Origin of the sequence: Asticcacaulis aquihabitans, from assembly GCF_032490435.1 — a bacterium.
In the GTDB taxonomy this organism is placed as follows: Bacteria; Pseudomonadota; Alphaproteobacteria; order Caulobacterales; family Caulobacteraceae; genus Asticcacaulis.
Genome location: NZ_JAVGWM010000006.1, coordinates 145,952 through 171,500, shown reverse-complemented (window position 1 = coordinate 171,500; position 25,549 = coordinate 145,952). Strand labels below are relative to the sequence as shown.

The 25,549-nt window shown below is 59.5% G+C and carries 29 protein-coding genes, 1 tRNA gene and 1 riboswitch; of the genes, 19 read left to right on the top strand and 11 right to left on the bottom strand.

All coding sequences use genetic code 11. From position 1 onward, the window contains the following. Positions 1-218: 218 nt before the first annotated feature. Complete coding sequence (locus tag RCJ00_RS19830) at positions 219-971, top strand: helix-turn-helix transcriptional regulator (RefSeq protein WP_316224094.1); 753 nt, start codon at positions 219-221, stop codon at positions 969-971. Positions 972-1,033: 62 nt separating this feature from the next. Here the strand turns inward: RCJ00_RS19830 and RCJ00_RS19825 are convergent, their stop codons facing one another. Further along, positions 1,034-2,992: a CocE/NonD family hydrolase gene (locus RCJ00_RS19825; RefSeq protein WP_316224093.1), complete on the bottom strand. Its 1,959-nt coding sequence runs from the start codon at positions 2,990-2,992 to the stop codon at positions 1,034-1,036. 272 nt (positions 2,993-3,264) lie between these two features. Between RCJ00_RS19825 and RCJ00_RS19820 the strand changes: the two genes are divergently transcribed. From RCJ00_RS19820 to RCJ00_RS19800, 5 genes are all read left to right on the top strand, one after another. Then, a complete protein-coding gene (locus RCJ00_RS19820) occupies positions 3,265-3,759 on the top strand; it encodes a DUF3617 domain-containing protein (RefSeq protein WP_316224092.1) in 495 nt (164 codons plus the stop codon). A 77-nt stretch (positions 3,760-3,836) separates the two neighbouring features. Continuing rightward, a complete protein-coding gene (gene ung / locus RCJ00_RS19815) occupies positions 3,837-4,535 on the top strand; it encodes a uracil-DNA glycosylase (RefSeq protein ID WP_316224091.1) in 699 nt (232 codons plus the stop codon). Positions 4,536-4,660: 125 nt separating this feature from the next. Continuing rightward, positions 4,661-5,320: a DUF3617 domain-containing protein gene (locus tag RCJ00_RS19810; RefSeq protein WP_316224226.1), complete on the top strand. Its 660-nt coding sequence runs from the start codon at positions 4,661-4,663 to the stop codon at positions 5,318-5,320. 87 nt (positions 5,321-5,407) lie between these two features. Continuing rightward, positions 5,408-6,217, top strand: a complete 810-nt coding sequence (locus tag RCJ00_RS19805) for a PhzF family protein (protein WP_316224090.1) — start codon at positions 5,408-5,410, stop codon at positions 6,215-6,217. A gap of 18 nt (positions 6,218-6,235) precedes the next feature. After that, positions 6,236-7,156: a 3-keto-disaccharide hydrolase gene (locus RCJ00_RS19800; protein WP_316224089.1), complete on the top strand. Its 921-nt coding sequence runs from the start codon at positions 6,236-6,238 to the stop codon at positions 7,154-7,156. Between the two features lie 172 nt (positions 7,157-7,328). Here the strand turns inward: RCJ00_RS19800 and RCJ00_RS19795 are convergent, their stop codons facing one another. Both RCJ00_RS19795 and RCJ00_RS19790 read right to left on the bottom strand, forming a co-directional pair. Next, on the bottom strand, positions 7,329-8,894 hold the full coding sequence (locus RCJ00_RS19795; RefSeq protein ID WP_316224087.1) for an alpha-N-arabinofuranosidase: 1,566 nt from the start codon (positions 8,892-8,894) through the stop codon (positions 7,329-7,331). Between the two features lie 76 nt (positions 8,895-8,970). Then, positions 8,971-9,408 (bottom strand): MarR family winged helix-turn-helix transcriptional regulator, encoded by a 438-nt coding sequence (locus RCJ00_RS19790; protein WP_316224086.1) that lies wholly within the window; start codon positions 9,406-9,408, stop codon positions 8,971-8,973. A 106-nt stretch (positions 9,409-9,514) separates the two neighbouring features. Here RCJ00_RS19790 and RCJ00_RS19785 point away from each other — a divergent pair, with 106 nt between their 5' ends. Further along, positions 9,515-9,937: an organic hydroperoxide resistance protein gene (locus RCJ00_RS19785; protein WP_316224084.1), complete on the top strand. Its 423-nt coding sequence runs from the start codon at positions 9,515-9,517 to the stop codon at positions 9,935-9,937. Positions 9,938-10,049: 112 nt separating this feature from the next. Here RCJ00_RS19785 and RCJ00_RS19780 read toward each other — a convergent pair whose 3' ends face one another. From RCJ00_RS19780 to RCJ00_RS19760, 5 genes are all read right to left on the bottom strand, one after another. Continuing rightward, positions 10,050-10,925, bottom strand: coding sequence for a TIM barrel protein (locus tag RCJ00_RS19780; RefSeq protein WP_316224083.1), 876 nt, complete (start codon positions 10,923-10,925; stop codon positions 10,050-10,052). Between the two features lie 34 nt (positions 10,926-10,959). Continuing rightward, positions 10,960-12,129, bottom strand: coding sequence for a cystathionine gamma-synthase (metB, locus tag RCJ00_RS19775; RefSeq protein ID WP_316224082.1), 1,170 nt, complete (start codon positions 12,127-12,129; stop codon positions 10,960-10,962). A gap of 2 nt (positions 12,130-12,131) precedes the next feature. Beyond that, positions 12,132-13,145 (bottom strand): homoserine O-succinyltransferase MetX, encoded by a 1,014-nt coding sequence (metX, locus tag RCJ00_RS19770; protein ID WP_316224081.1) that lies wholly within the window; start codon positions 13,143-13,145, stop codon positions 12,132-12,134. Between the two features lie 86 nt (positions 13,146-13,231). Beyond that, a riboswitch (SAM riboswitch) is annotated at positions 13,232-13,338 on the bottom strand. 80 nt (positions 13,339-13,418) lie between these two features. Then, on the bottom strand, positions 13,419-14,417 hold the full coding sequence (locus tag RCJ00_RS19765) for an aminotransferase-like domain-containing protein (RefSeq protein WP_316224080.1): 999 nt from the start codon (positions 14,415-14,417) through the stop codon (positions 13,419-13,421). Positions 14,418-14,444: 27 nt separating this feature from the next. Further along, positions 14,445-14,798, bottom strand: coding sequence for a GntR family transcriptional regulator (locus RCJ00_RS19760; protein ID WP_316224079.1), 354 nt, complete (start codon positions 14,796-14,798; stop codon positions 14,445-14,447). 111 nt (positions 14,799-14,909) lie between these two features. Between RCJ00_RS19760 and RCJ00_RS19755 the strand changes: the two genes are divergently transcribed. Then, the gene (locus RCJ00_RS19755) at positions 14,910-15,773 is read left to right on the top strand and encodes a DMT family transporter (RefSeq protein ID WP_316224077.1); all 864 of its coding nucleotides are present in this window, start codon (positions 14,910-14,912) and stop codon (positions 15,771-15,773) included. Between the two features lie 86 nt (positions 15,774-15,859). On the opposite strand, the gene RCJ00_RS19750 is transcribed toward RCJ00_RS19755, so the two are convergent. After that, on the bottom strand, positions 15,860-16,771 hold the full coding sequence (locus RCJ00_RS19750) for a DMT family transporter (protein WP_316224076.1): 912 nt from the start codon (positions 16,769-16,771) through the stop codon (positions 15,860-15,862). A 182-nt stretch (positions 16,772-16,953) separates the two neighbouring features. Between RCJ00_RS19750 and RCJ00_RS19745 the strand changes: the two genes are divergently transcribed. The 4 genes from RCJ00_RS19745 to RCJ00_RS19730 all read left to right on the top strand — a co-directional run bounded on the left by RCJ00_RS19745 (position 16,954) and on the right by RCJ00_RS19730 (position 20,513). Then, positions 16,954-18,639, top strand: coding sequence for an amino acid kinase family protein (locus tag RCJ00_RS19745; protein ID WP_316224075.1), 1,686 nt, complete (start codon positions 16,954-16,956; stop codon positions 18,637-18,639). Next, positions 18,636-18,983 carry an MmcQ/YjbR family DNA-binding protein gene (locus tag RCJ00_RS19740; RefSeq protein ID WP_316224074.1) on the top strand — a complete coding sequence of 116 codons (348 nt, stop codon included), beginning with the start codon at positions 18,636-18,638 and terminating at the stop codon, positions 18,981-18,983. Before RCJ00_RS19745 ends, RCJ00_RS19740 begins: the two co-directional genes overlap by 4 nt. After that, a complete protein-coding gene (gene rlmJ / locus RCJ00_RS19735; protein WP_316224073.1) occupies positions 18,980-19,813 on the top strand; it encodes a 23S rRNA (adenine(2030)-N(6))-methyltransferase RlmJ in 834 nt (277 codons plus the stop codon). The genes RCJ00_RS19740 and rlmJ overlap by 4 nt, the downstream gene beginning before the upstream one ends. A 97-nt stretch (positions 19,814-19,910) precedes the next feature. After that, entirely contained in the window at positions 19,911-20,513 is a 603-nt protein-coding gene (locus RCJ00_RS19730; RefSeq protein WP_316224072.1) for a hypothetical protein, read from the top strand. Positions 20,514-20,526: 13 nt separating this feature from the next. Here RCJ00_RS19730 and RCJ00_RS19725 read toward each other — a convergent pair whose 3' ends face one another. After that, a complete protein-coding gene (locus tag RCJ00_RS19725; protein WP_316224071.1) occupies positions 20,527-21,462 on the bottom strand; it encodes an endonuclease/exonuclease/phosphatase family protein in 936 nt (311 codons plus the stop codon). Between the two features lie 73 nt (positions 21,463-21,535). On the opposite strand from RCJ00_RS19725, the gene RCJ00_RS19720 reads away from it, so the two are divergent. The 3 genes from RCJ00_RS19720 (at position 21,536) to RCJ00_RS19710 (ending at position 22,553) form a co-directional block, all read left to right on the top strand. Continuing rightward, positions 21,536-22,048, top strand: coding sequence for a DUF4112 domain-containing protein (locus RCJ00_RS19720; RefSeq protein ID WP_316224070.1), 513 nt, complete (start codon positions 21,536-21,538; stop codon positions 22,046-22,048). A gap of 158 nt (positions 22,049-22,206) precedes the next feature. Then, complete coding sequence (locus RCJ00_RS19715; RefSeq protein ID WP_316224069.1) at positions 22,207-22,371, top strand: hypothetical protein; 165 nt, start codon at positions 22,207-22,209, stop codon at positions 22,369-22,371. Beyond that, on the top strand, positions 22,371-22,553 hold the full coding sequence (locus RCJ00_RS19710) for a hypothetical protein (protein WP_316224068.1): 183 nt from the start codon (positions 22,371-22,373) through the stop codon (positions 22,551-22,553). Before RCJ00_RS19715 ends, RCJ00_RS19710 begins: the two co-directional genes overlap by 1 nt. A gap of 70 nt (positions 22,554-22,623) precedes the next feature. Here the strand turns inward: RCJ00_RS19710 and RCJ00_RS19705 are convergent. After that, positions 22,624-22,698: transfer RNA gene (locus RCJ00_RS19705), tRNA-Thr, on the bottom strand. A 161-nt stretch (positions 22,699-22,859) separates the two neighbouring features. Between RCJ00_RS19705 and RCJ00_RS19700 the strand changes: the two genes are divergently transcribed. The 4 genes from RCJ00_RS19700 to RCJ00_RS19685 all read left to right on the top strand — a co-directional run bounded on the left by RCJ00_RS19700 (position 22,860) and on the right by RCJ00_RS19685 (position 25,481). Further along, positions 22,860-23,102, top strand: coding sequence for a hypothetical protein (locus tag RCJ00_RS19700; protein ID WP_316224067.1), 243 nt, complete (start codon positions 22,860-22,862; stop codon positions 23,100-23,102). Positions 23,103-23,195: 93 nt separating this feature from the next. Next, positions 23,196-24,491 carry a UDP-N-acetylglucosamine 1-carboxyvinyltransferase gene (gene murA / locus RCJ00_RS19695; RefSeq protein WP_316224066.1) on the top strand — a complete coding sequence of 432 codons (1,296 nt, stop codon included), beginning with the start codon at positions 23,196-23,198 and terminating at the stop codon, positions 24,489-24,491. Continuing rightward, positions 24,491-24,949, top strand: coding sequence for a DUF2948 family protein (locus RCJ00_RS19690; protein ID WP_316224065.1), 459 nt, complete (start codon positions 24,491-24,493; stop codon positions 24,947-24,949). Before murA ends, RCJ00_RS19690 begins: the two co-directional genes overlap by 1 nt. 79 nt (positions 24,950-25,028) lie before the next feature. Continuing rightward, on the top strand, positions 25,029-25,481 hold the full coding sequence (locus RCJ00_RS19685) for a UPF0262 family protein (protein WP_316224064.1): 453 nt from the start codon (positions 25,029-25,031) through the stop codon (positions 25,479-25,481). Positions 25,482-25,549 lie beyond the last annotated feature (68 nt).

Here is a 25,549-nt window from a genome sequence, read left to right as displayed (position 1 = left end):
ACCAGTATGTATGTGCCAATTTACAGAGTCAATCGTAAAATGCCCAGTCGAGTTTCGGCCTAAATACCGCCTGTTTTCGCTGGATGCTGACATAAATTGTCATTAGGATGCAGTGTAACCGCCACCAGTAAGCGTACGTCATCCCTAAAACAAAAATTTAGAGCCTTTCCCTGGTCTTTTCGGTGGAGCGGGCTCTACTTGAACCAAGGACGCTTGCCATGTCGCGCGCCACTCGACTGCTGGACCTGCTGCAATTGCTTCGCCGTCATCGCTACCCGGTCGCGGGCGCGGAATTGGCGCGTGAGCTCGATATCAGCCTTCGCACCTTGTACCGCGACATCGGCGCCTTGCAAGCGCAGGGTGCGCACATCGAAGGCGAGCCGGGCGTCGGCTATGTCTTGCGGCCGGGATACATGCTGCCGCCGCTGATGTTGTCACAGGAAGAACTGGAAGCCCTGGTACTAGGCGTGCGCTGGGTGGCGGATCGCGGCGATGCCCGTCTGGGGGAGGCGGCGCAGAACGCCCTGACCAAGATTACCGCCGTCCTGCCCCGCGACCTGTCGGATGAGATCGAGACGTCGGGCCTGCTGGTTGTACCCAGCTGGTCAACGCCGGTAAGCCGCATCGACCTGGGCGATATTCGCGCCACCATCCGCAGCGAATGCCGGGTCGACGTGCGCTACATCGACCTGAAAGAGGTGACGACCGAGCGGGTGGTCTGGCCCATCGCCCTGGGCTTCTTTGAACATGTGCGCATCGTTGTGGTGTGGTGCGAGTTGCGCCAGGCCTTCCGCCATCTGCGGGCCGACCGCATTGTGTCCTGGTCACCGCTGGAAAACCGCTACCCCAAACGCCGCCCCATCCTGTTGAAGGCGTGGAAGCGCGAACGCGATGAAGAAAGCGCCCGCTATGAAGCGGAAATGCCGGCGAAGGCGCAGCCCAAGGCGGAAGCTCAAAGCCAGATGCAATGAGGCCAAAAAAACAAAAACGCCCCCTGAGGCTCAGGGGGCGTTCTGTCTTGCCGGTGGGGTGTTTACTGAACGATGGGCAGCCAGACGGCCGAGGCCTGTCCGCCGCCGCGATACACGCTTTCCGTCGCCGCTTTGTAATCGGCCGGTTTGGCGTTGAAGATGTTATCGACGTAGGTCTGCGGGTTACGATCATAGAGCGGGAACAGCGAAGACTGAACCTGTATCATGATCTTGTGCCCGGGCAGGAAGACGTGATTCACGTTAGGCAGGCTGAACTTGTAATTCTCGACCTTGCCTGGCGTCAAAGCGGCCGGGGTACCGAACCCATGGACGTAGCGGCCGCGGAAGATTTCGATGCCGATCGGCAATTCGAAACCGGCCATTTCGGTGCCGACATGGCCTTGGCCCGCGCCTTCACTCGACGTATTGGGATATACGTCGATGATCTTTACCACCCAGTCGGAGTCCGTGCCGCTGGTGGCGGCGTAGAGATCGACCTCAGGTGCGCCCATGATGTGGACGGGCGCGTCCAGAGCAGCCGTTTCATAGACGAGCACGTCGGGACGATCCGAAGCGAAACGCTGATCGTGGACAAGCCAGGTTTTCCATTGCGTGCCGTTGTCGAAGCCGACGGGGCGGGGGGTGAAGGGCACAGGCTTGGACGGGTCGGAGACATAGTCGTCATGTCCCGCCGTGGTCGGTTTGGTGAAGCTGGCCGTGAAGCCGTCGCTGACATAGAGCGGCGTCAACGTGCCCATCGGCCATTTCGCCGTTTCCTGCCACTGGTTGATCCCGGTGGCGTAGGTCAGGACGGGGGGTGTCTTCGGATCGGGCGCGCCCTTCAGATAATGATCGAAGAAAGGCTTCAAATACTTACCGCGAAACTCCTTGGCGGTGTCGCCGGTAAACTGGAGATTGCCGAGTTCCGAACCGTAATGATTGACACCGGAATGGCGCCATGGCCCGATAACCAGGGTGACCATATCGTTGGCGGTATCCTTGGGCTCAATCGCGCGGTAGACGGCCGGCGCACCATAGCTGTCTTCCTGATCCCATTGGCCGACGACCAGCATGGTCGGCACCTTCAGTGGTTGTTCGGCCAGCCATTTGTCCACGGCCTGCTCCGACCAGAATTTGGTATAGGCTGGGTTCTGCAAGATCTTCTGCATGAAGGGGTATTTGTCGACGCCCCATTGGCGCGCGTAGTCGCCGGTAGACCCCGCCTTCAGCCAGCGCGAATAGTCGTCACCGACGCCTTCGGGGATGCCACCGCCCCCCTCGGCCTTGTTTGTCGTCTGACCGGCGACATAGGACAGGGTATTGTTGCGGAAGGCGCCATTGTGGAACCAGTCGTCACCCATCCAGCCGTCAACCATCGGGCTTTGCGGGACAGCGGCTTTCAACGCCGGGTGGGGATTGATTTCGGCCATCAGGGACGTGAAGCCCAGATAGGATGAGCCGATGATGCCGACCTTGCCATTCGATTCCGGCGTGTGTTTCACCAGCCAGTCGATTGTGTCATAGGCATCGCTCGAGTCGTCGCTGCCGGTATTGCCGGCCTTGCCTTTCAGCGGGCGGTTCATGATGTAATCGCCTTCCGAGCCATGCAGACCGCGCACGTCCTGAGTGACGATGATGTAACCGTCATTGACGAATTCCTCGTACATCGCCGGCAGAATCTCAGTCGCCGATTGGCTAGATGACCGGGCCATGGTGCCCTTGGCGTCGTAGGGCGTGCGCGACAGCAGGATCGGACCGTCCTTGGTGCCCTTCTTCATGACGATGACGGTGTAGAGCTTCACGCCGTCGCGCATGGGAACCATCTCGACGCGCTTGATATAGTCCGCGTCGGGCCGAATGCTGTCATAGCGCGGCATCATGTCCGGCGTCATCGGCGTTACGGGGCCGTTAGCAACCGCGGCTGGTGTGTCGACAGGCTTGGGCTTGGGTTTCGCAAAGGCGGGGGCGGCAAAGGCGAGCGAAATCAGCGCGGCGGCGCTGACAAGGGTGCGGTATTTCATGATGAAGCTCCGGGGCCGGACGATCTGGCGACACCGACAATACACACTTGATGCGATGATACAATATACGACGGTTTCGCCTGTATCGAGCTAGTCTCCGTGCAAAAAAACGATGGCGGCGTTTCGCGCACTTCATTGATATTGCACACGATTGTAAATAAAAAAGCCATAAATCTCAAAGATTTGTACGCGTCAGCTATTGCGCTTGATCACGCTCTGCATAGAATATTGGACGGGAAGGCGGAGGGTTTTGCTGTTACAGGAGCGGTTTCATGTCGCCTACGCTTGCCTTAACCTTCGCATCCGCCGCCGGTTTTTTGTTTGGGGTGGCCGGACCCTCCCTGATCGACCAGGTAACGCCCGGCGCGCCACCCGCCGCCGCCAGTGCTGTGGCGGACGTAGCTCCCGAAGTGGCATCCGATACGGCCGTACTGCCGGGACCCGACTCGTTGTGGGAAATTACGACCCAGACAACGGTCGCCGGCCAGGCGCCGACCACCACGACCGCCAGCCTGTGCGCCAGCGCCGAGGATCTGAAGGCGCCGCCCGTCGCCATAACCGGTCCGCAATGCGAGTCCCAGATGTTCAGTCCGGCGGGCAATACCGTATCCTGGACGACGGATTGCGACGCGGTAAAGGGCACGGGCTCCTTGACGCTGACCAGCGACCATCAGTCGTTCAGTGGTGACATTGTTGCATCGTCTGCTGGCCGGGACACCACCTCGCATGTGACGGGCAAGGTGACAGGCACCTGCACCAAATCCTGAAGGTGTCGGCCAGCCATCGCGTGTGATTAGGCACAGGCATATTGACTCCGCCCCCGGAGTCGTTGTCGATTGCGGGCATGGCGACCACAGACATCAAACTGGACGACGGCTGGAAAGCTCTGCTTGAGACGGAGTTTTCAAAGCCTTACATGACGCAGCTCAAGAGCTATCTGCAGGAGCGGAAGACCGCCGGCGCCCGTATATTTCCCAAGGGGGCGGACTACTTCCGCGCGCTCGACCTTACACCGCCGGAGAAGGTTCGTGTGGTAATCCTGGGCCAGGACCCCTACCATGGTGAAGGTCAGGCACACGGCCTGTCCTTTTCGGTCAAGCCGGGCGTGCGTATTCCGCCCTCTCTCGTCAACATCTACAAGGAGTTGCAGACCGATCTGGGGTTCGCGCCTGCGCGTCACGGTTTTCTGGAACATTGGGCCCGTCAAGGTGTCCTGCTGCTCAACAGTGTCCTCACGGTGGAGATGGGCATGGCGGCGTCACACCAAGGCAAGGGCTGGGAAGTGTTTACCGATGCGGTGATCCGCGCGGTCAACGCTTTGCCGCAGCCGGTAGTCTTTATCTTGTGGGGAAGCTATGCCCAGAAAAAGGCGGCTTTTGTCGATACATCAAAGCATCTGGTGATCAAATCGCCCCATCCATCGCCGCTGTCGGCGCACAATGGCTTTTTCGGTACCCGGCCATTTTCACGCGCCAATGACTTTTTGGTTTCCAAGGGCTATCCACCGATAGATTGGAAGCTGCCTGATGACCCGGCCATTTGATTTCCGAATTTCGCCTTTATATCTCGCGATCTAAGGTTCTCGCATAAAGTGAAAAAGGAGATGATCATGAAACCTTTTCTTCCCAATACCTCCACTGCCGGGAACGGACTGGGTGTTTGCTGATCATGTCAGGCCGGGGAATTCAGTATAGCGTCCTGATCGGACTGGCGTGCCTTGTTGCCGCTTGCGACAAAAAGCCGGAAAAACCACAGACGCCCTTTGTCGAGGATGGCGCCGAACTGTCGGCGGCCGCGTCTTCGGAAGCGGTCGGAGATATGAGCGCGTCTGCCAGCGCCGAGTCCGCGGCGGCATCGCAAACCTACGTCGTCAGCCGGTTGGGACAAAGGGCGGGCCTGTGGCAATTGACGCAGACCTTGCCGCAAGTGGATGGAAAGAGCGTCGCGAAGATTTGCGTTGATGACGCCCAGGGCGAAAAGCTCGCCTATATCGGTCATGACCTGCCGGGCAAGGCCGAAATGGTCGACCTGTCCTGTTCCGCCCGATCGGTGAAAAAGCTGCATGACGGCGCGGACATCGATACGGTCTGCATGGTCAAGGATACAACCCTGACATCCCACATCCATGTCGATGTGATTGGCAACGAGGCCTTCCATCAATCCGTCGAGACGCGATACTCACCCGCCTTCGCCGGCCACGGCGCTCAGATGACCATCACGGACGCCAAATGGCTGGGGGCCTGTCCGTCCAGCATGAAACCGGGCGACTATATCACCGGTGATGGCGTCCATCTGAAAGTCGGGAAATTGCTGGCCAAGTTCGGCTAAGGGCGTCTACAGGGCGGTGCCGTTTGAATTGGCGAGCCCAAGGGTGCGCGTCAATGGGGGCACGCCTTAAAGTGCAACGTGAGAGCCATGATTCAATACCTGATCGATGCCTTCGCCGACCGGCCATTCACCGGAAATCCGGCCTGTGTGGTTGCCCCCTTCGACGCCTGGCCATCGGATGCGTTCATGCAAAACCTGGCCATGGAAAACAACCAGGCGGAAACGGCCTTCCTGCTGCGCACGGACGACCCGCAACGATTCGGATTGCGCTGGTTCACGCCGACCATGGAGGTACCGCTGTGTGGCCACGCCACCCTGGCGTCGGCCCATGCCCTGTTTCGTGAATGGGGCGTCGCTGCGCATGAGCTGTGCTTTGACACCCTGTCCGGTGAATTGCGGGTGCGGCAGGCGAATGACCGGCTTGAGATGGATTTTCCGGCCTACACGCCGGTTGAAATACCGGCGATGGCGGCGGTCGTGGAGGCGCTGAGTGTGGAACCGATCGCGCTCTATGGCGGGCCGGCTCTGATTGCCTTGCTGGATTGCGAAGCCACCGTGCGTCAGATCGTGCCAGATTTGTCGCGCCTGCCCGCTTATCAGGGAACAGCTTACACCGATCGGCACCTGGTGGTCACGGCGCAGGCCGATGCGAATCGTCCTTATGACGTCGTTAGCCGGCTCTTTGCACCGGACATGGGGATACCCGAAGACCCGGCCACCGGATCGATGCACTGCATGCTGGCGCCGCTCTACCAGTCGTTGACCGGCAGGGCGGTCATGACCTATTATCAGGCCCATCCGAGGCGTGGCGCGTATATGCAGTGTGAGGTGACTGGCGATCGCGTCAAGCTGCGCGGACAGGCAGTTACCGTCGCCCGGACAGAGCTGAACCTATAACCAAAAACGGGAAGACTCATGTTCAAATCCAATCTGCTCGTCGCCCTGTGCGGTGCGTTCGCCCTGTCCGTTACCTCAGGAAGCGCATTCGCGGCCGCGCCGGAATTTCAGCCGCAAAAGCTGGTTCTGAAAAATATCCCCAAGCCAACGGGGCCCGCGGTCAAGCTATTCAACGGCAAGGATTTGAAGGACTGGACAGGTTGGCTGGGCTATCGCGATCCGTCCTTGACCTACAATGCCGGGAAGGCCAAGCCGATTGGACCCGGCGGTGTCGGTACGATCTTTACGGTGGTGACCGAAGACGGCGCGCCGGCGCTTCGGGTGTCGGGCGAAACCTGGGGCAGCCTGGTTCATAAGGGCAATTACGCCAACTACCACCTGCATCTGGAATATAAGTGGAGCGGTAAACGCTATGCGCCGCGCCTCGACGCGCCGGAAAACAACGGACTTCTCTATCATAGCCATGGTAAGCCGGGCGCGGTGTGGGGTACCTGGTCGCGTGCGGTCGAGTTTGAAATCATGACCGGCAGCGTCGGCATGGTGGTTCCGGTGGGCAATGGACTTCGCGTCGATACCAGCGTAGCGCACGACGATACGCTCATCGATCCTAAGCAGCGCTATATGTTTGGGGCGCCGCTGGGGTCGGCGGTCGGCAACACCGCGAACTGGAATGTCGAAAACAATGTCAATGCCGACAAGCCGGTCGGGGAGTGGAATACGCTCGACCTCTACGTCTTTGCCAACCACGCTGTCCATGTCGTCAACGGCGTGCCGGTGATGGAAGTGTGGGGCATCTGCGACAAGGCCAGCGAAAAGGCGCCATGCCTGCCGTTGATCCGCGGCGCCATTCAGTTGCAGTCTGAGGGCGCGGAAACCTTCTTCCGCAATATCACTCTGGAACCCATCTCCAGTCTGCCGGCCATCGAACTGGCCAAATAGCGACCATATGGCCGACAAAAAGCCCCGCCGCGAGAGCGCTTTCCGAAAAGTGTGACGCACTTTTCGGATAAAAAAGAGCGTTAAAACAAAGGTCTAGAGCATTTTTCCGATTCAACATGGTCGGGAAATGCTCTAGACCCGGCGAGGCTTGATCTGGCGGGTAGGGCAGTGACTATTCCAGCACTACGACCGTCACCGACTCGGGTGCGACCTTCAAGGTGAGGGCGCAGTTCTTGGCTGTCGCCGAGAAGGCCTTCGGTACGACAAGGTTCGGCTTGTCAAAGGTGTTGATGCTATCGATTTTCGGTGCGACCAAGGTCTGGCCGGTTGCCTTTTTCGGTGTGAAGCCCAGGATGGATGCATCGACTTCCAGAGGCTCATCCGGGTCGATATTGGTGATGGACAGATAATATTTGCCGTCCTTGCCCTTGGCAGCCACAATATCGGCGCGTGGCAGGGTGACCCCGTCATGGCTATAGGTGCCGGCATCGTAGCTGACCGGAATGGCCTTCGAATCCTGGAACGGCACGTACATCTTGAAGACATGATAGGTCGGCGTCAGCACCATCTTGTCGCCATCGGTCAGGATCATGGCCTGAAGGACGTTGATCATCTGCGCGATATTGGCCATGCGCACGCGATCGGCGTGGCGGGTGAAGATGTTGATCGACACCGCCGCCAATATGGCGTCGCGCTGCGAATTTTGTTGGACCAGGAAGCCCGATGTGCTGCCCGGCGTCTGGGCGTACCATGCACCCCATTCGTCGACCGCCAGCGCAACCTTCTTTTCAGGGTCGTACTTGTCCATGATGGCGCTATGCTTGCTGACCAGCTCTTCCATGCGCAAGGCGGTCTTGATCACCTTGGCATATTGCGTCTCGTCGAAGCCGGACGCCGGCTGGTAAGGGGGCCATTGCTCAAAGCCGGAATAGAAGTGCAGCGACAGGGCGTCGACTTCGCCGCCCTTGTTCTTCATGAAGGTTTCGGTCCAGTTGTAGTCGTCGACATTGGCGCCGGAGGCGATCTTCTTCATGCGCTTGTCGCCGGTTTGCGCCGGGTTGTAGTTTTTGGCATAGGTGGTGAACTGGCGGAATTCGTCGGTGTAATGTTCCGGCGTCATGTTTCCGCCGCAGCCCCAGCTTTCATTGCCGATGCCGAGGAACGCGATGGAATAGGGCGCGGGATGGCCGTTTTCACGGCGCGCCATGGCCAGGCTGGTTTCCTTTTCCGAGGTCATATATTCCAGCCATTCGGCGGTTTCCTGCGGCGTGGATGAGCCGACATTGGCCGAGATATAGGCTTCCGAATCGATCTGACTCACGAAGTCCATGAATTCATCCGTACCGAAGGTGTTGGGTTCCAGCACACCCCCCCAGTTGGAATTGAGCGTGACGGGACGCTTGCCCGTGCCGATGCCCTTCTGCCAATGATATTCGTCGGCGAAACAACCGCCTGGCCAGCGCACGTTCGGGACATGCAGCGCTTTCAGGGCCGTCACCACATCATTGCGGATGCCGCGCGTGTTGGGAATGGGGGAATCCTTGCCGACCCAGATGCCGCCATAGATTCCCGTCCCGAGATGTTCGGCGAATTGTCCGAAGATGTGGCGGTCAATCGTCGCGCCGGGCTTGGTGGTGTCAACCGAAACCTTGGTGACGGGCGTGGCGGCTTCGGCCATGGCGGTCCAGCCGAACGCCATAAGGCCAAGCGCCGTCAAGGAAATGGCGGTGTTGCGCATGAAATAAGTCCTGTCCCTGGGATTTTTATAAGATCTTTATTTTGTAGGACAATTGATGGGGGCTGGCAAGCGCCTTCTATTCACGCAGGTTTTCCCCCAGCACGCGCACCTGGTCACGCAGAGTGTTCAATTGATCGAGCGTCAGGCCCGAGGCACATAGTAGGGCGGTGGGGATCGCGCGCGCCTTGTCACGCAAGGATTGGCCATGTTCCGTCAGGTGAATGCGGGTGACGCGTTCATCGCGGGCGTCGCGTTGGCGTGTGACGAAACCGCCCTTTTCCATGCGCTTCAACAACGGCGTGAGCGTACCCGAATCGAGTTGCAGGGGCTGTCCCAGTTCATTGACCGACCGGCCATCCTGTTCCCACAGCAATAGCATGACAAGATATTGCGGATAGGTCAGCCCCATCGGGTCGAGATGCGGCTTATAGGCCTGGGCGAAGGCATGGGCTGCCGAATAGACGGCAAAGCACAACTGATTTTCCAGGCGTAGTTCGGGTGGGGAGGCGGACATTATGGGACTTTCTCACATTCGTTTGAAAGATAGTGCGCAATTTAGTTGACATCAAATTGTACACAATATAATTGTGCATCATTGAATTTTCAAAAGGAGACTACCCATGACCCAATCGATCACCGCCGTTTACACCGCGCATGGCAAGGCCACGGGCGGCCGCGAAGGCACCGCCTCTGCGGGCAATCAAAATCTGACATTGTCCACACCGAAGCAACTCGGCGGCGCGGGCGGTGACGGCACGAATCCGGAAGAGCTGTTCGCCATGGGCTACGCCGCCTGTTTCATCGGTGCGCTAAAGTTCGTCGGCGGTCGTGACAAGGTGGCCGTGCCGGCCGATACCTCGATCGAATCCAGCGTCGGCATTGGCCCGATCCCCGCCGGCTTCGGTATCGAAGTTGAGTTGAAGGTGTCCCTGCCGGGCGTCGACGCTGCCGTTGCCGACAAGCTCATCGAAGAAGCCCACAAGGTGTGCCCTTATTCGAACGCCACCCGCGGCAACATCAATGTGAACCTGATACGCGTCTAAACCGTCGTCTTAGAGCATTCGTCGGCCCAGTTGAGCTGCCTCAAGGCTCTAATTTTTTGCTCTAGATAACCTGTTGAAAGCTCTTCGGCCCTGGCCGGAGGGCTTTCCTGCGTCAAACGAGGCCGGAGGCTTGAGACAGGGATACCGCCTCGCGAACGGCGCGCTCATTGTCCTTGTCGAGCGGGAAGTATTCCAGGCCCATCGGGCCCTTGTAACCGGCCGCTCGAATGGCCTTGAGCAGATTGACGTGATTGACTTCGCCGGTGCCGGGCTGATAACGGCCGGGCACGTCACCCAGTTGCACATAGCCAACCGTATCCACGCCGGCGGTGAACTTTTCTATCAGATCGCCGTCTTCCAGCTGCATATGGTAGAAATCCCACTGGATCTTGACCATCGGCGAATTGACCGCGCGAACGATGCCTGTCGCCGGTCGTGAGCCGTTGAGAAGATGCCCAATGTGGTTGACGGTATTGAAGGGCTCGACCAGCGCCATCAGCCCGGCCGCTTCGAGGAGCGGGGCGATGCGCATCAGGCCTGCCGTATAGCCGCTCAGCATCGCTTCCCGCGACAGGCCATCGACCAAATGATGCCCGACCAGGGTGATTGCCTTGCACCCCAGTGTAGCAGAGTCGACAATGGCCTCTTTGATCATCGCCACCAGGGCCGGATGGTTGGCGGGATCGGAAAAATTCGGGGCCGTCGGCGCATATTGCGTCAGAACCAGCCCATTGGCATCGAGCAGCGCGCGTGCGCGGGCTGCATCCATCTTGTCGTCTTTGCGCCGTACTGGCCAGAATTCCACTTGGGTAAAGCCGGCCCGCGCCGCCAGTGCAAACCGGTCGGCGAAGGGGACTTCGGTGAACCAGGTATCCAGATTACAGGCAAAGGGGCGGAGCGCGATTTTACGATCGGGTACGGCGGCGGCGATGGGCGTCGCCGCCAGCCCGGCCATGGCAAAGGCTGCCCGGCGCGTCAAATGGGTCATAGAGTCCTCCTTGTTTGAAGGCACTCTATGACGGTCAGACGATTTGGGAAAGCCCGTGATCGAGCGCGGCGATCAGGTCGGCCGCATCTTCCAATCCAATCGACAATCGGACCAGTCCCTCGCTGATACCGGCGGTCGCCAGAGCTTCGGGCGACATGGCCGCGTGCGTCATCGAGGCCGGATGCACGATCAGGCTTTCTATCCCGCCGAGAGATTCCGCGAGTGAGAACAGGTCGATGTGGTCGAATAGCTGCTTCACGGCTTCCAACCCGCCTGCCAGCTCAAAGCTCATCATCGCACCGAAACCGGCCTGTTGGACCTTGGCCAATTCGTGTTGGGGATGGCTGGGCAGACCGGGATAATGGACAATCTTGATCTTGGGGTGGTTGTGCAAAAACTCAGCAATGCTTTGTGCCGACTGTTGCTGCTGGCGTATGCGAACGAACAGGGTGCGGACACCGCGCAGGGTCATGTAGCTATCGAACGGTGCGGCCGTGGCGCCGACGCAGTTGGCCCACCAGCGATAGGTGGTGACGTCTTCCGGGGTGGTGCAGACCAGGGCGCCGCCGATGACATCGGAATGGCCGTTGATATATTTGGTCGTCGAATGAACAACGAAATCCGCGCCGAATTTGATCGGGTTTTGGAGGGCAGGCGACAGGAAGGTGTTGTCGACCGCGACCTTCGCGCCGGCCTTGTGCCCCAGGTCGATCAGTTTTTTCAGGTCGATCAGGCGCATCAGCGGGTTAGACGGTGTTTCGAGCAGAAGGAGCGCTGTCGGTTCCGACAGGGCGGCCGTGACGGCTGCGTCGTCGCCCTGATCGACATAGACCAGATCGATCAGGCCTTGCTTGTGGCGGGCATTGAGCAGGCGTTGCGTGCCGCCGTAGCAATCGTGCGGAACGACAACCCGGCGATTGCCAGGCAGATCTTGCCACAGAAGGTCGAGCGCGGCCAGTCCGGATGCCACCATCACGGCCCCGACGCCGCCTTCCAGTTCGGCAATGACCTCGGCGATGATTTCGCGCGTCGGATTGCCTGAACGCGCATAGTCATAGGTACGCTTCTGGCCCAAGCCTTCGAAGGTGTAGTTGGTGGTCAGGTAGATTGGCGGCATCACGGCGCCATGCGCCTTGTCCGAATCGATGCCGATATTGATGACCTTTGTGCCGAGCTTGGCGGTCTTGAGATAGTCTTTTGACATGATCACTCTTTGAGAGATGTACGAACGATATCGGAAACGAGCTTGATTTCCTTAAGGAAAGCATCGTGTCCATAAAGTGAGGGAAATTCGATGAAAACGCTGTCGCGCAGTTGTTCGTGCAGCGCCTTCATGTCGTCATAGGGGACCAGACGGTCTGTCGGCACGGCGGCCAGGAAAACCTTGGCCTTGATCTTGGACGGATCGACCCGGTGACGGTCCAGGCTGTCAGACATGGAAATCCAGCGATTGACGTCGGTTGCCGAATAGGCGTCGCCACGTGCCCGCAAATATTGGCAGACGACATAATTGCCGCCGGCGGCTTCGGGCGCCGGACCGTCGAACCGCTCGGAAAATTCGGCGTCGGAGCGGTAGGTCGTCATGGCCAGTTGCCGGGCGAGCGATATGCCTTCGGCGGGCTTGCCATTGTCCTGACCGAACTTCAGCATCCGGCGTTGCAGGCCGCGAAACGCCGTGGCCATGGGGTGGGCGCGGTGGGCGGCGGATATGATGCACAGGCGTTCGACCGCGTCGGGGTAGAGTTCCGCAAAGGCCAGTCCGATCATGGCGCCGTAGGAGGCGCCGACGAAATTATAGATTTTATCAACATTGATTTCGTCGAGCAACAGCTTAACCAACCGTGCCTGATCGTGAGTGGTGATGGTATAGACCTTGGACGCGGGCAGGCGTGGGGCGAATTCGATGGACAGCACACGAAACCGGTTGAGATCGAGCGCTTCGCCGGGGCCCGCCACCCCTTCCCACCACCCGGGCGCGGTTTCGGTCGAATCTTCCTTGGCGAACAGTACGCGGCCGGCGGAAATCCCACCGGCCGCCACAACGACCGGCGCATCCTTCGGGCCGTACAGGCGCGCGACGACGTCCGTCTGCTCCAGCTTCATGCCGCTTTGAAGGCGGAAGTCGGCGGGCAAGGCGGCGGTGATGTCGGTGCCAATCAGATCGGGCGCGGCTGCGCGCGAGGGATCTAATGCCTGAGGTGTCAAGGTTGGGGCGTTCATGGTGTGTCCGGTCACGGGGGGTATAAAATCATCGCGACCAGCCGAGAGCAGACACTACGCCGCGCATCCGCACGGGACGAATCATCCTCTCATCTGTCAGGGAAATGCGCCCTGTAGGAGTTGGCACCATTCTGCGTTTGCAGCGGTTGCCCCAGCGTCGTCGGGCCTTTCCCTCGACTGGTCTCGATGAGTGTCTCGCTTATGCGGAAAAACCGCGGCGGCGTCAAGAGTGGGAATTGGGCGGGTTGGCGGGCACATATCTTGGCGCAGGCGTCAGCCCAGTTTGCGCTTCAAGGTGTCCATCACCGCATTGTCTTGCATCTGGGCGATATTGACGCGCATGAAACCGCCGGCGGTCTGGGACAGGCTGAAAGCATTGCCGGGCGCAAGCACCACTCGCTCCGTCAAGGCCTGACGTGCCAGTTCGGATGCATCGACGCCCGCCGGCAAGGCACACCAGACGAACATGCCAGCCTGTGGGACATGCCACGGCTGAATCCCGAGACTGGCTAAGGTTTTCAGTATGCGTGGACGTAGATGTGCCAACCGTTCGCGGACATCAGCCATGTGTTTGCGGTAATGGCCGCCGCTGAGCAGATGATACAGCACCTCCGCAGACAGCGGATCATGGCTGAAGGCGGTCGCTATTTTGAGATCGATCAGGGGCGCCAGCCAGTCGGCGCGGACAGCGATGAAGCCGCAGCGGATGGCCGCGGACAGCGTCTTTGAGAAGCTGCCGATATGGATCACCCGGTCAAGACCGTCGAAAGCTGCCAGACGGGGCGCCGGGTTGTGTTCGAAATCGGCGTAAATATCATCTTCGATGATCAGAAGGTCGTGCGCCTGGGCCAGTTTGAGCAGGCGATGGGCGGTGAGGGGCGATAAGGTGGCCCCGGTCGGATTATGCAGGGCCGTATTGGTGATGTAGAGGCGGGGCTTGTGGGCGATCAAAGCGTCGGCGAAGGCATTGAGGTCCGGGCCGTTGGGTGTGACGGGAACACCGACGACCGTGACGCGGTGGGCACGCAACTGTGCCAGAAAATTGAAATAGCACGGGTCGTCCACCAGAACGGTGTCGCCGGGCGTCAGTAAAAACCGGCACAGCAAGTCTATGGCCTGGGTGCCCGATCCTGTCAGCAGGATCTGTTGTGGGCCTGCTTCTATGCCGTGTTCCGATAAGCGGCGGGACAGGATCTGACGCAAGGGCGCATGTCCCATGGGCGTGGCATATTCGGTCAGGTTCACCCGTTCATCCCGTGCCAGGGTCCGCATAGCCCGGCGGATATCTGCGTCGGGCAGTCAGGATGACGGCAACCATCCGCAACCGGGTTTAAGGTAGTCGCCTTCGGTTTCCAGTGATTGCCGTGATATCCACAGGGGATCAACGTGAAGGTCTAGTTTCGGACCTATGGCGGCCAGGGTCATCGGCGGATGCGGCGTGGCGACGAAATAGCCGGAACCGCGCCGGGCGGAAATCACGCCTTCGGCCAGCAGGCGGTCATAGGCTTCGACTACGGTCGATTTGGACACCTTCTGCATCTCAGCCATGGCGCGGACGGAGGGCAGGCGCGCGCCTTGCGCCAATTGTTGACGCGTGATGCGGTCCCGGATTTGATCCATGACGTGGGTCGTTAATGTCGGCGCGATTGTCATAACTGTACTGCTTTCCATACCATGACAGTTTGGGTCAATTTTACTGAATCGTCTCTGTCGAGGCCAGCCCCTGTTTGGGCATAGAGCTGTTTGTTACGTATGGAGACAGTTATGGACACGAAAACGATCGGCTGGATCAACGGGGGACTGGGTATATTGGCGTTCAGCGGTTCCCTTCCGGCGACAAAGGTCGCGGTACAGGCCATGTCGCCCTATTTCCTGACCGGCGCTCGGGCCGTGATCGCGGCAGGGCTGGCGGCGGGGTGTCTGTGGGTATTCCGCGCCGCACGGCCTGCGGCGCGTGACATTCGCTCTCTGATTTGGGTCGCCTTGGGCGTGGTCGTAGGCTTTCCCTTGCTGTCGGCCATGGCTTTGCAACACATCAATTCGGTGCATTCCATCGTCTTTACCGGCTTACTGCCTATCTCAACGGCCGTCTGCGCCAGCCTGTTAGGTGAAAAGCATCCGCCGCGGCTGTTCTGGTTGTTTTCCGGACTGGGTGGTGCGTGTATTGTCATATACGCCCTGACGCAGGGCTTTTCAGTCTCGCCCATCGGCGACCTGCTCATGCTGGCTGCCATCGCCGTCTGCGGTTTCGGCTATGCCGAGGGGGCGCGGTTGTCACGTCGCCTTGGCGGCTGGCAGGTCATTTGCTGGGCCTTAGTGGTCGCCTTGCCGGTAATGTTGATCCTGGCTGTCATGACGCGTCCGGTGGATCTGTCGATTATTACGTGGCCGGCTTGGGTGAGTTTGGGCTATGTTTCAGTTTTTTCTATGCTTATCGGCTTTGTCTTCTGGTATCGTGGCCTCGCCATGGGCGGTATCGCCGCTGTGGGCCAGTTACAACTTATGCAGCCGTTCTTGGCGTTGATACTGGCTGCCTGCCTGCTGAAAGAACCGATCGGCGGTGCTGTGATCGCCGTGATGGCCGCCATTGTCGCCTGCGTGGCCGGCGCGCGGCGTTTTGCGACTTAAGAGCGCTAGTCGAACGTGATTCACGTTAGACTAAGGTAATTAAAACAAGGTATTATACATATTATCTGACCTGGTTGGGCGGCGATCTATGCCGCCTGCCGGGCAGGGCGCAGACGGCTCCATTCGGACAGGATTATACCGGCGCTGACCAAAATCAGGGCGACGACATGAAAGACGCGCAGGGGTTCGCGCAGGATCAGCACGGCCAGGAAGACCCCGAATATCGGTAGCAGATTGATAAACAAGCCAGCGCGATTGGCACCGATCAATTCTATTCCCGCGATATAGGTGGCCGAGGCGACAAGGGCGACCAGTATGGCGGCATAAAGCACGACGCCACATCCTGTTGCGTCGGGGGCGGTGAACGGGTGCGTTGCATAGCGCCAGGCCAGGAATGGTAGACACGTCAGGGCGGCGCCAGCGCAGGGTATGGCCAGCAGGCTTTGCCAGTGCAGAGGTGGTTTCCATTTGAGGCTGACCGTGTAGCCGCCGTAAACCAGGATGGCCAGTAGCATCATGGCGTCGCCGGCGTTCAGCTTGAGATGCAGTAACCGGTGAATATCGCCGTGCGTGGCGGTGATGACCACCCCAGTGACGGTCAGGACGAAGCCAATGAGTTGCGCTACCGTCGCGCGGGTTCGGAACAGGATGAAGTTGCCGAGAAAGATGATCAGCGGAATGCCCGCTTGCTCGATCATCACATTGACGGCCGCCGTCTGGGTGAGGGCGGAATAGAGCAGAATATTGAACAGGGCGAAGCCGGTGGCGCCGTAGCCCAGCAAAAGTGGCCAATGCGCCTTGATGACCGGCCAGTCGCGTTTCAACGGTTTCAGCGACAGGGTGACGATCACTATGGCCGCGATCCACCAGCGCAGGGTGGTGAGCAGGATAGGATCGACATGGCCGACGCCGATCTTGCCGGCGACGCTATTGCCCGCCCAGATCAAGCTGGTCAGGATAAGAAGGGCGTAGGCTTTGACGGGGGCACTAGAAGACATATCTGCTCTTAGCGTTCACCGAGGGGCCGATCAAGACAGGACGAGCCTGGTCGCAACTGTTCGTGGCAACTGATTTCCAACGAAACCACACCGAAGAATAACCAAGGATTTGAATGTTTTTTCTTGGCTCTAGCGGAAAAGTCTTATAGCGACCGTGCAAACTGCTCTCAAACAGGTGAATTATGTCTATCCTCGTCGTCAAGTTCGGTGGTTCGGTTCTCACGAGCGAAAGCGCGTTGCAACGCGCCGTGGCGGAGATTTACCGCTATGTCCGCGACGCACATAAGGTGATCGCCGTTGTTTCGGCCTTCAAGGGGCAGACCGACCAACTGCTGCGCCTGGCCGGCAGCTATACCCAGGCCTCCGTCTCGTCGGCGACCCCGCATCTGGTGGCGACCGGCGAAATGCGTGCGGCGACCTTGCTGGCCATGGCGGCGGAACGCTCCGGTATCGTGACGCGCTTCCGTTCGGCCTATGAAATCGGCCTGATTGCGGATGGCGAACACCTGAATGCCAATCCCATATCGATCAAGGCCGATGTTTTGACGCGCGATCTTGAAACCGTCGATCTCGTCGTCGTGCCGGGATATGTGGCCGAAAACGCCGCCGGTGAACCCGTGCTGCTCGGCCGTGGCGGTTCGGACCTGACGGCCGTCTATATCGCCAAGGCGCTGAACGACGCAGGCGTGAATGCCACCGCCCGTTTGATCAAGGACGTTGACGCCGTCTATGACGCCGATCCCGCGACGGTCGGCGATTCCGCCAGACCGTATGAAGGCCTGAGCTGGAACGAAGCGCTGAAGATCGCCTTCCCGGTCGTACAGGGTAAGGCCATGCGCTATGCCGCAGACAACGGTCTGACCGTCGAGGTTGCGGGTTTGGCCAAGGGCTACCAGACCGTGCTGGGCGGTCAGACGGCCTACCGCAAGACGCCTACCCTAAAGCGTCCGATCCGCATCGCCGTTATGGGCGCTGGCGGCGTGGGCTCAAAGTTCCTGGAACGGTGCCTGGAATGGAGCGATCTGATCGAGGTCGACCGCATTCTGGTCCGCGACGCCTCCAAACGCCGCGATCATCCGCTGGCCGCCAAGTTCACCTCCGACGCCCGCAACTTCGTGCGCAACGATGTCGATGTCTTCGTCGACATCGGCACCGGGGTTTCGCCGTCGGCCGAATTGCTGGAAGGCTTTCTCAAGGCAGGCGTCAGCGTCACCAGCGCCAATAAGCAGGCCGTCGCGGCCTCAGCGGACAAACTGCGCGCCGCCGCCAAGTCGTCCGGCGCCCTTCTGACCTATTCCGCCTCCGTCGGTGGTGGCGCCCCGATCATCGAGGCGTTGAAACGCGCCGCCGCGGCAGGGCTCAAAGTGACCTCGCTGGCCGGTGTACTGAATGGCACGTCGAACTTCGTGATCGACCAGGTCGAGTCGGGCAAGAGTTTCGACGCCGCCATGGACGAAGCGCGCCGGCTGGGCTTCGCCGAACCGGATTCGACGGCTGACCTGGACGGTACGGACGTTGGCGCCAAGCTGAAGCTGCTGCGGGAAATCGCCTTCCCCGGCCAATCGCCGAAGCATATTGAGGTCGGCCAGATCACCGAGGACTCGCTGGTCATCCCGCAGGGCAAGGGCCTGCGCTACGTGGCGCGCGCCTATCCGACGGCGGACGGCCTGCAAGGCTCCATGAAGCTCGAAGTGCTGGATGCCGATCATTATCTGGTTGGCGCGCGCGGCGAACAAAACCGCGCCATCATCGAGCTGGACACCGGCGACACCTGGTATGTCACGGGCAAGGGCGCGGGCGCGTGGCCGACTTCGGAATCGCTTCTGGCGGATACGCTTCAAATCGCACGCGAGATGCCGCTCAAGTGACCCCGAAAGCCTTCAACGCCTTTTGCGCCGGTTTGCCCCACGCCACGCACGTCGTGCAATGGGGCGGATCGGACGTCTGGAAGATCGGCGGTAAGGTCTTTGCCATCGCGTCAGGCGAAGATGGCCTGAAGGTCAGTTTCAAGGTGACTCCGATTGCTTTTGAAATTCTGGGCTATGCCGACGGCTGCCGGCCGGCGCCGTATCTGGCATCGCGCGGCATGAAGTGGATTCAGGCGTTTGATATTGCCGATTCTGAGCTAAAGGATCATGTGCGGGGATCATACGACCTTATCGCCGCCGCCTTGCCTAAAAAGACGAAAAGAGAGCTTGGGCTCCTGACATGAATTACAGACACGGCTTTCACGCCGGAAATTTTGCCGACTTGGCCAAACATGCGGCGGTACTCACGCTTTTGCGCCTGCTGCGCGATGGCGACCAGCGGCAGATGGTGATCGATACCCATGCCGGTGCGGGTTTTTACGACCTGTCCAATCCGGACTTTGCGCGGTCCCGTGAGGCGGAGGCGGGCATCAAGTATCTGATGAGCCGCGATGTGCCCGATAGCCTGAAGCCATTGGCCGACTACGTTCGCGCCAAGAACGCCAAGGCCGGATTCAGGGACCGCATCGGCATCTATCCAGGCTCGCCGGTCCTGATCCTCGATCACCAGCGCCCGAACGATCAGTATGTTGGCTGCGAACTGCGCGATGATGACTATCGTCTGCTATATGACCGTATCGAGCCGCGCGGCCAGGCCATAAAGGCGGATGGCTACAAGATCGCGTTACAGGTGATGGATACCCCGAATGCCCTTTTGTACCTGATCGATCCGCCTTTCGAAAAGGCAGACGATTACGCCCGCATTACCTCCACCTTGCGCGATGTCCTGACCTTGCGACCCGATGCGCGGGCGCTGATCTGGCTGCCGTTGAAGGACCTTGAAACCTTCGACGCCTGGTTGCGGCATATGGAGCGTGAAATCGGCGAGATGACGGAAATTCTCGTCGCCGAATTGCGCCTGCGGCCCCTATGGAACCCGATGACGATGAACGGGTGCGCCTTGGTCGCGGTCAATGCGCCTGAGGCCTTTACGCCGTTATTGACAGCGATATCCGAAGACGTGGTCAGAACCTTCGGCGAAGAGGGGGCTGTGGCCAAGGTCCGCATTTTGTGATGACTCGCCTCATTGGAGACTTGCACTTTTCGTGTTATGCTGCGGCGCAATATGGATTGTTCGCCACTGCAGCCACACAGAGGATACCATGCTCACCATGACCGACCCTGAACCAACCAAGTTCGCCACTGTACCGACCCCCGAAGAGATGAAGGCCGCGTCCGAGAAGGTCATGAATTTCTGGGTTGGCGCCCTGTCGCCGATGTGGGTGCCTTTCTGGGCCGCTTCCAGCTTCGGGCTGAGTGCCTGGGCCATGACCCAGAGCCTCGGCAAGAGCGAGGGGCTGATGAAGGAAATCCCCGAAATGGCGAAAATGGCCCCGAAATGGCCGGGGTTCATGGGCGTTTGGGGCGCCCTTACGCCTTCGCAAAGTCTCGACAAGACCGTCGATGCCGTAAAGCCTGTCGTCGAAGCCGCTGATGCGGCCGTTGTTGATATGGTCACGTCCACGGCAAAAGCCGCAGAAAAGGTGGTTGATGAGGCCTCGGGCGCGGTGGTCCAGGCGGTAGACGCTGCACCTGAGCCCAAGGTGGTGTTCGATCCAGTGGTCGAAGCACCCGTTGCCATTCAGCCTGCGGCCGTCGAAGCACCGGCGGTGCTGAAAGAAGCCGCCAAGGCGGCGCCAAAGCCCGCTACCCCGAAAGCAACGCCCAAGCCGATCGCTAAGGCCGTATCTGCGGTAAAGCCCAAGCGGCCTTAAGGCCTAAGCAATCTTAAGGCCTGTCGTTCCGTACGGGACGAATATCAAAAACGATAGGGCGATGGTCCGATCCATCGAACGGCCCGGCGTGACGGCGGCTGAGCGTGAGGTCGCGGCTCGCCAGGCCGTTGTCGATGGTAATACGCAATATGCCGGGCAAAAAGGTCGGCCACGTGCCGCGAAACGCCGGGGTTATATGTAAGCCTGTGCGCTTGGCCAGGTCCTGCAACTGAACGGCACAGGGGGACGAGTTGAAGTCTCCGACCATGACAAAGCGCTCATTCATCATGGGGGTAATCGTGTGCGCCAGGCGATCGAATTGACGCGGTTGGTCTTGTGCGCCCGTATAGGGCCATGGCCGCGTCAGGTGGGCGACAGCCAGGGTCAGGGGGCCGTCAGGCGTCTTCACCTTGACCGTCATGAGCGCGAAGCCCGTGGGATAATTCTGCTGATCCGACAGGGGATACCGGGACGCGACGACCATGTCGTAGCGGGTCGCTATATAGGGACGGCTGGCTTTGAGGCCCTCCACCAACTGGTCGCGGTAGTGCTGGTTCGCCTCGACAACGGCGACCACGTCGGGATTCTGTGTTTCCACCCACGGCAACAGCTTTTCCGGGGTCGTGTTACGGATAAGCAGGTTGGCGAACATCATCCGCACGGCGGGTCGCGATGGATCGGCACCCCCTTGCACCGGATGCCCCTGCGGCCAGATAGAGGCAATCAGGAGTGCCGCCGCCAGCGTGGCAATGCCCGCCGCACCTTTTTGGCGCACAAGCCAAAGCACCGCGGCCAGAAGGCATACGCCGCTAGTGATCGGGACGCTGAAAATATCGATGAGATAGAGTTGTGGCCTGTGCGGGTTCATCAGGCATATTATGGCCACACCTATTGCTGCCAGCGCGGCCGCCAGGCAAAGGGCGCCAAAAAGGAGTTTGAGCAGGCGCATGCGGCTATCCAAATCGTATTGACAAAAACGGTGTTCGCACCGCACTTGGTTAACAGGGTAGAGGAACCCGGCTATGGGGGGCAAGGACGTGTTCGCGAAAAGCCAGGCTGATATCGACCAAATCTACGACTCTGTTGAGACCGTCAAGCGGTTGTCGGACCGCATTATCGGTATTGGGCCAATCAACATCATCGGCCTTGACGGGATCCTGGCGCTTTTGCCGATCCCCGGCCTGTCCACGGTCTATTCCGTTGGCGCGGGTCTGATTCTGTTGGTTCAGGGCATACGGGCACGCGTCACGCCGCTGACTCTGATCCTCAGCCTGCTCATTCTGGCAATAGACGCCGGCATTACAACGGTGGAGGACGTGGTGAAGGTTATCCCCGGCGCCGGGGCTTTGCTCGGGCTTATTCCCGGCGGTATCGATGCGCTGTTTCAGGGCCACCTGTACGCGGCCCACCTGATTCAGCAGGATATAAAAAAGACCCTGTATATCGATGGAAAGTCCACGGATGGCGACCATCATGCCAATAGATCGGAAATGCGCGCCACCAAGGGTAAGAAGCGGATTGTCTATTTAGGTTGACACCCAGGCGTCGTGGCGCGCCCCGGCAGATATATAAATTGGCGATGATGAGGTGTCATTTACCCTGTTTTTGCAACTGTCGGGATAAAGCTCTATCGCCCTTCTATTGTCGCAATGTTACGGTATGTTACAGACTTGAACTCCAAAGGGTGCGTAACATGTTCCGCTTCGATTTTACCTTGACCCGTGTAAAACCTGCTCGCGCGCGTTTCGGCGTGAGCGAGGATGCGTTCAAACGTAAGCTGGATACATCTGATACGCTTCGCCATCTGTGTGGTTTCGATACGGAACTGTATCGGGCGATCAACGACCTGCGCAACTGATGCCCGGCCAGCGCCTTAAGAAGCAGGGCCGGGTGGAACTGTGGGACAACGGCGTTGACGCGCCTGAGGCTCGCTTTTCTGTTCGTTGGGGCGAAAATGAGCAGATGGACTATTCCAGGCTCGATCAGGCGGAAATGAAATTCGACGAAGAAATCCAGGCAGCGCGATTCGACGCGGATTGATGCAGGGTGAGTCTAGCACCTATGGTCCAGAAACAGGTCGGGCCCCATATCGTTTCCGACAGGGGCCCGGTGGTGCCGTATGGCAGGATTGAACTGCCGACCTCAGCCTTACCAAGGATGCGCTCTACCACTGAGCTAATACGGCCGACGGAATGTAAAAACATCCGAGGCGCGGGCTATAGCCAAAGTTTTTGAAAAGACAAAGCGAAAAGTGAAGGCGTGGGGCTGAAAAATGCCCCGGCTTGCATTTAATCCCCGGATTTCTTAAGTCGAAGCCACAGACCTATCCTCCAACCGGCCCATTTCATGTCCAATACTCCAGACGAGCCACTCGAACCACAAGCCGCATCCGGGCGTTCCAAAGCCCAGACCCAGTCCAAGACCCAAAACCAGACACAGCCAAGGACCCAGGCAGAGCGCCGCGCCGCGCAGTTGCAGGCCGCCTTGCGTGAAAATCTGCGCCGCCGTAAGGTTGCTGGCGCCAAGGCTTTGAATACGCCTGAACCCGACCATCACGAAAAAGCGAAACAAAACGACGGCGAAAAGTAGTTTCAGGCTGTTGCCTGTAGCGCATTGTCATGTAGAAGCGCACATTCGTTTCCTCGCGCCGGTTTGGCGCGATTTGCCTTGTACGGACGTATTATGGATCGCATTGCCATCGAGGGCGGCAGCCCTCTTTTCGGGGACATACCCATTTCGGGCGCCAAGAACTCCGCCATTAAGCTGATGGCTGCGTCCCTTTTGACCTCGGAACCGATACGTCTAACCAACATGCCGCGTCTAGCCGACACGCGCTTGCTCGGTCGCTTGCTGGCGCGTTTCGGTACGCAGATCAGCGAATCCGATGGACCGGACGGTCAGCAAACCGTGCTGCATACCCCGGAAATCACCTCTTCCTTTGCGCCCTACGATCTGGTCCGCCAGATGCGGGCCTCGTTCAACGTGCTGGGGCCGCTGCTGGCGCGCACCGGCCACGCCAAGGTGTCCCTGCCGGGTGGGTGCACCATCGGCGCGCGGCCGGTCGATCTACACCTCAAGGCGCTCGAGGCGCTGGGTGCCCATATCGACATGCATGAGGGCTACGTGTTTGCCCAGGCGCCACGTGGATTGAAGGGCGCCGAGATCGAATTTCCCTTCGTCTCTGTCGGTGCGACCGAACATGCCCTGATGGCCGCCGTTCTGGCGCATGGTACGACGGTCATGAAAAATTGCGCCTGCGAGCCGGAAATCGCTGATCTGGCCGAATGTCTGAACGCCATGGGCGCCAAGGTGTCGGGGCAGGGCACAACCACGATCGTGGTCGAAGGCGTAACCTCGCTGCACGGCACGGACTGGTCTGTGATCTGCGACCGCATCGAAGCCGGGACCTATGCCGTGGCTGGTGCAACGGCAGGCGGCGAAGTGCGCCTGACCCGCGTTCGTCCCGAGTTGATCGCTATTCTGCTCGATAAGCTGGTTGAAGCCGGATGCGAGGTTGAGCGCGGCACTGATACGGTGACCATCCGCCGCAAGGACGCCAAGATCCGCCCGGTTGACCTGACCACCGACGTATACCCGGGGTTCGCCACCGATTTGCAGGCCCAGTTCATGGCGCTTATGACGCTGGCGGACGGGGAAAGCGTTATCCGCGAGACAATTTTCGAAAACCGCTTCATGCACGTTCCGGAATTGGGGCGCCTTGGGGCTGATATTCGCGTCACGGGCAATGAGGCCCGCGTACACGGCGTTGCGGAACTGCGCGGCGCTCAGGTGATGGCGACGGATCTGCGGGCATCGGCCTGTCTGGTCATTGCTGGCCTGGCGGCGCGGGGGGAGACCATCGTCAACCGCGTTTATCACCTGGATCGTGGTTTCGAAAATCTGGAAGGCAAGTTGTCGGCCTGTGGCGCCAATATCAAGCGGCTCAAGGGCGATACCCCCATAATGGAAGAGGAATAATGGGTCTGTTCGGTTTCGGTAAACCGCCTGCCAAGCCCCTGCGCCTTCTGGCCCAGGATGCCGAAGACCTGCCCGCTATTTCCGCCCTGGTTCAGGACGCGGCCCTAAGGGTTGGGGATATCAGTTACGATCCGGCTGGCCGTCACGTTACCTTGCAGATGAGCCGTTTCTGTCATGAACAAGGGGGCGCTGTGCCTTTGCGCGCCCCAAGCATCCTGCGCATTTCCGATGTGACCGGCGTCAAGACGCGCGGCCTGGATCCGAAGCAGAAGACCTTGCCGCTCAGCCTGCTCGACATTGCCGCCGAACCTCTGGAAGCGCCGGCCTTCGCCCTGACCTTGCGGTTTGCCGGAGCGGCGGACCGCGATATGCGGATAGAGGTCGAATGCCTGGATGTGCTGCTTCTCGACCTGGCGCCGCCGCGCCGCGCCAAGATGCTGCCCGATCACGCGCTGTAAACTATTGCACCGCTAAGCCGACTTGCCAAATCACTGCGATTTGTGCTCATCGTAACGCGGACAGTTGAGAGATTACATCATGCGCATCGCCCGAATCGATATCGACGAAGAGTCTTTGAGCGCGCCGTCGGACCAGGTGGAGCATGAACGCAAGGTCGCCATGTTCGACCTTATCGAAAAAAACAGCTTCGCCCCGGAAGGCGCCGCGCAGGGGCCGTTCGATTTGCGACTTGCATTGGAAGACAATCGTCTGGTCTTCGACGTCACGGGACCCGATTTCGCGCGCAAGATCATGCTGTCGCTGGCACCGTTCAAAACCATGCTGCGCGATTACCGCATGATTTGCGAAAGCTATTATGAAGCGCTGAAAAACGCCACGCCAACCCAGATCGAGTCGATCGACATGGGGCGCCGCGGCGTTCACAACGAAGGCGCCGAATTGCTGAGCGAACGGCTCAAGGGCAAGATCGCCATTGATCACGAGACGGCGCGGCGCCTGTTCACCCTGGTGAATGCGCTGGTCAGGTCCTGAAGGCACGGTCGCATTCATGGCGATGAATGCGACAATAGCCGGCGGGACGACCAGCAGGGTGGCCGAGT

Bases quoted from the DNA above. Each gene is read 5' to 3' on its own strand.
- RCJ00_RS19800 (WP_316224089.1), top strand. From the start codon at position 6,236: ATGTTCAAATCCAATCTGCTCGTCGCCCTGTGCGGTGCGTTCGCCCTG.
- RCJ00_RS19780 (WP_316224083.1), bottom strand. From the start codon at position 10,925: ATGACCCATTTGACGCGCCGGGCAGCCTTTGCCATGGCCGGGCTGGCG.
- RCJ00_RS19730 (WP_316224072.1), top strand. From the start codon at position 19,911: ATGACCGACCCTGAACCAACCAAGTTCGCCACTGTACCGACCCCCGAA.
- rlmJ (WP_316224073.1), top strand. From the start codon at position 18,980: ATGAATTACAGACACGGCTTTCACGCCGGAAATTTTGCCGACTTGGCC.
- RCJ00_RS19700 (WP_316224067.1), top strand. From the start codon at position 22,860: ATGTCCAATACTCCAGACGAGCCACTCGAACCACAAGCCGCATCCGGG.
- RCJ00_RS19765 (WP_316224080.1), bottom strand. From the start codon at position 14,417: ATGCGGACCCTGGCACGGGATGAACGGGTGAACCTGACCGAATATGCC.
- RCJ00_RS19785 (WP_316224084.1), top strand. From the start codon at position 9,515: ATGACCCAATCGATCACCGCCGTTTACACCGCGCATGGCAAGGCCACG.
- ung (WP_316224091.1), top strand. From the start codon at position 3,837: ATGGCGACCACAGACATCAAACTGGACGACGGCTGGAAAGCTCTGCTT.
- RCJ00_RS19810 (WP_316224226.1), top strand. From the start codon at position 4,661: ATGTCAGGCCGGGGAATTCAGTATAGCGTCCTGATCGGACTGGCGTGC.
- murA (WP_316224066.1), top strand. From the start codon at position 23,196: ATGGATCGCATTGCCATCGAGGGCGGCAGCCCTCTTTTCGGGGACATA.
- RCJ00_RS19760 (WP_316224079.1), bottom strand. From the start codon at position 14,798: ATGACAATCGCGCCGACATTAACGACCCACGTCATGGATCAAATCCGG.
- RCJ00_RS19745 (WP_316224075.1), top strand. From the start codon at position 16,954: ATGTCTATCCTCGTCGTCAAGTTCGGTGGTTCGGTTCTCACGAGCGAA.
- RCJ00_RS19685 (WP_316224064.1), top strand. From the start codon at position 25,029: ATGCGCATCGCCCGAATCGATATCGACGAAGAGTCTTTGAGCGCGCCG.
- RCJ00_RS19750 (WP_316224076.1), bottom strand. From the start codon at position 16,771: ATGTCTTCTAGTGCCCCCGTCAAAGCCTACGCCCTTCTTATCCTGACC.
- RCJ00_RS19710 (WP_316224068.1), top strand. From the start codon at position 22,371: ATGCCCGGCCAGCGCCTTAAGAAGCAGGGCCGGGTGGAACTGTGGGAC.
- metX (WP_316224081.1), bottom strand. From the start codon at position 13,145: ATGAACGCCCCAACCTTGACACCTCAGGCATTAGATCCCTCGCGCGCA.
- RCJ00_RS19830 (WP_316224094.1), top strand. From the start codon at position 219: ATGTCGCGCGCCACTCGACTGCTGGACCTGCTGCAATTGCTTCGCCGT.
- RCJ00_RS19715 (WP_316224069.1), top strand. From the start codon at position 22,207: ATGTTCCGCTTCGATTTTACCTTGACCCGTGTAAAACCTGCTCGCGCG.
- metB (WP_316224082.1), bottom strand. From the start codon at position 12,129: ATGTCAAAAGACTATCTCAAGACCGCCAAGCTCGGCACAAAGGTCATC.
- RCJ00_RS19725 (WP_316224071.1), bottom strand. From the start codon at position 21,462: ATGCGCCTGCTCAAACTCCTTTTTGGCGCCCTTTGCCTGGCGGCCGCG.
- RCJ00_RS19720 (WP_316224070.1), top strand. From the start codon at position 21,536: ATGGGGGGCAAGGACGTGTTCGCGAAAAGCCAGGCTGATATCGACCAA.
- RCJ00_RS19820 (WP_316224092.1), top strand. From the start codon at position 3,265: ATGTCGCCTACGCTTGCCTTAACCTTCGCATCCGCCGCCGGTTTTTTG.
- RCJ00_RS19790 (WP_316224086.1), bottom strand. From the start codon at position 9,408: ATGTCCGCCTCCCCACCCGAACTACGCCTGGAAAATCAGTTGTGCTTT.
- RCJ00_RS19690 (WP_316224065.1), top strand. From the start codon at position 24,491: ATGGGTCTGTTCGGTTTCGGTAAACCGCCTGCCAAGCCCCTGCGCCTT.
- RCJ00_RS19805 (WP_316224090.1), top strand. From the start codon at position 5,408: ATGATTCAATACCTGATCGATGCCTTCGCCGACCGGCCATTCACCGGA.
- RCJ00_RS19825 (WP_316224093.1), bottom strand. From the start codon at position 2,992: ATGAAATACCGCACCCTTGTCAGCGCCGCCGCGCTGATTTCGCTCGCC.
- RCJ00_RS19795 (WP_316224087.1), bottom strand. From the start codon at position 8,894: ATGCGCAACACCGCCATTTCCTTGACGGCGCTTGGCCTTATGGCGTTC.
- RCJ00_RS19755 (WP_316224077.1), top strand. From the start codon at position 14,910: ATGGACACGAAAACGATCGGCTGGATCAACGGGGGACTGGGTATATTG.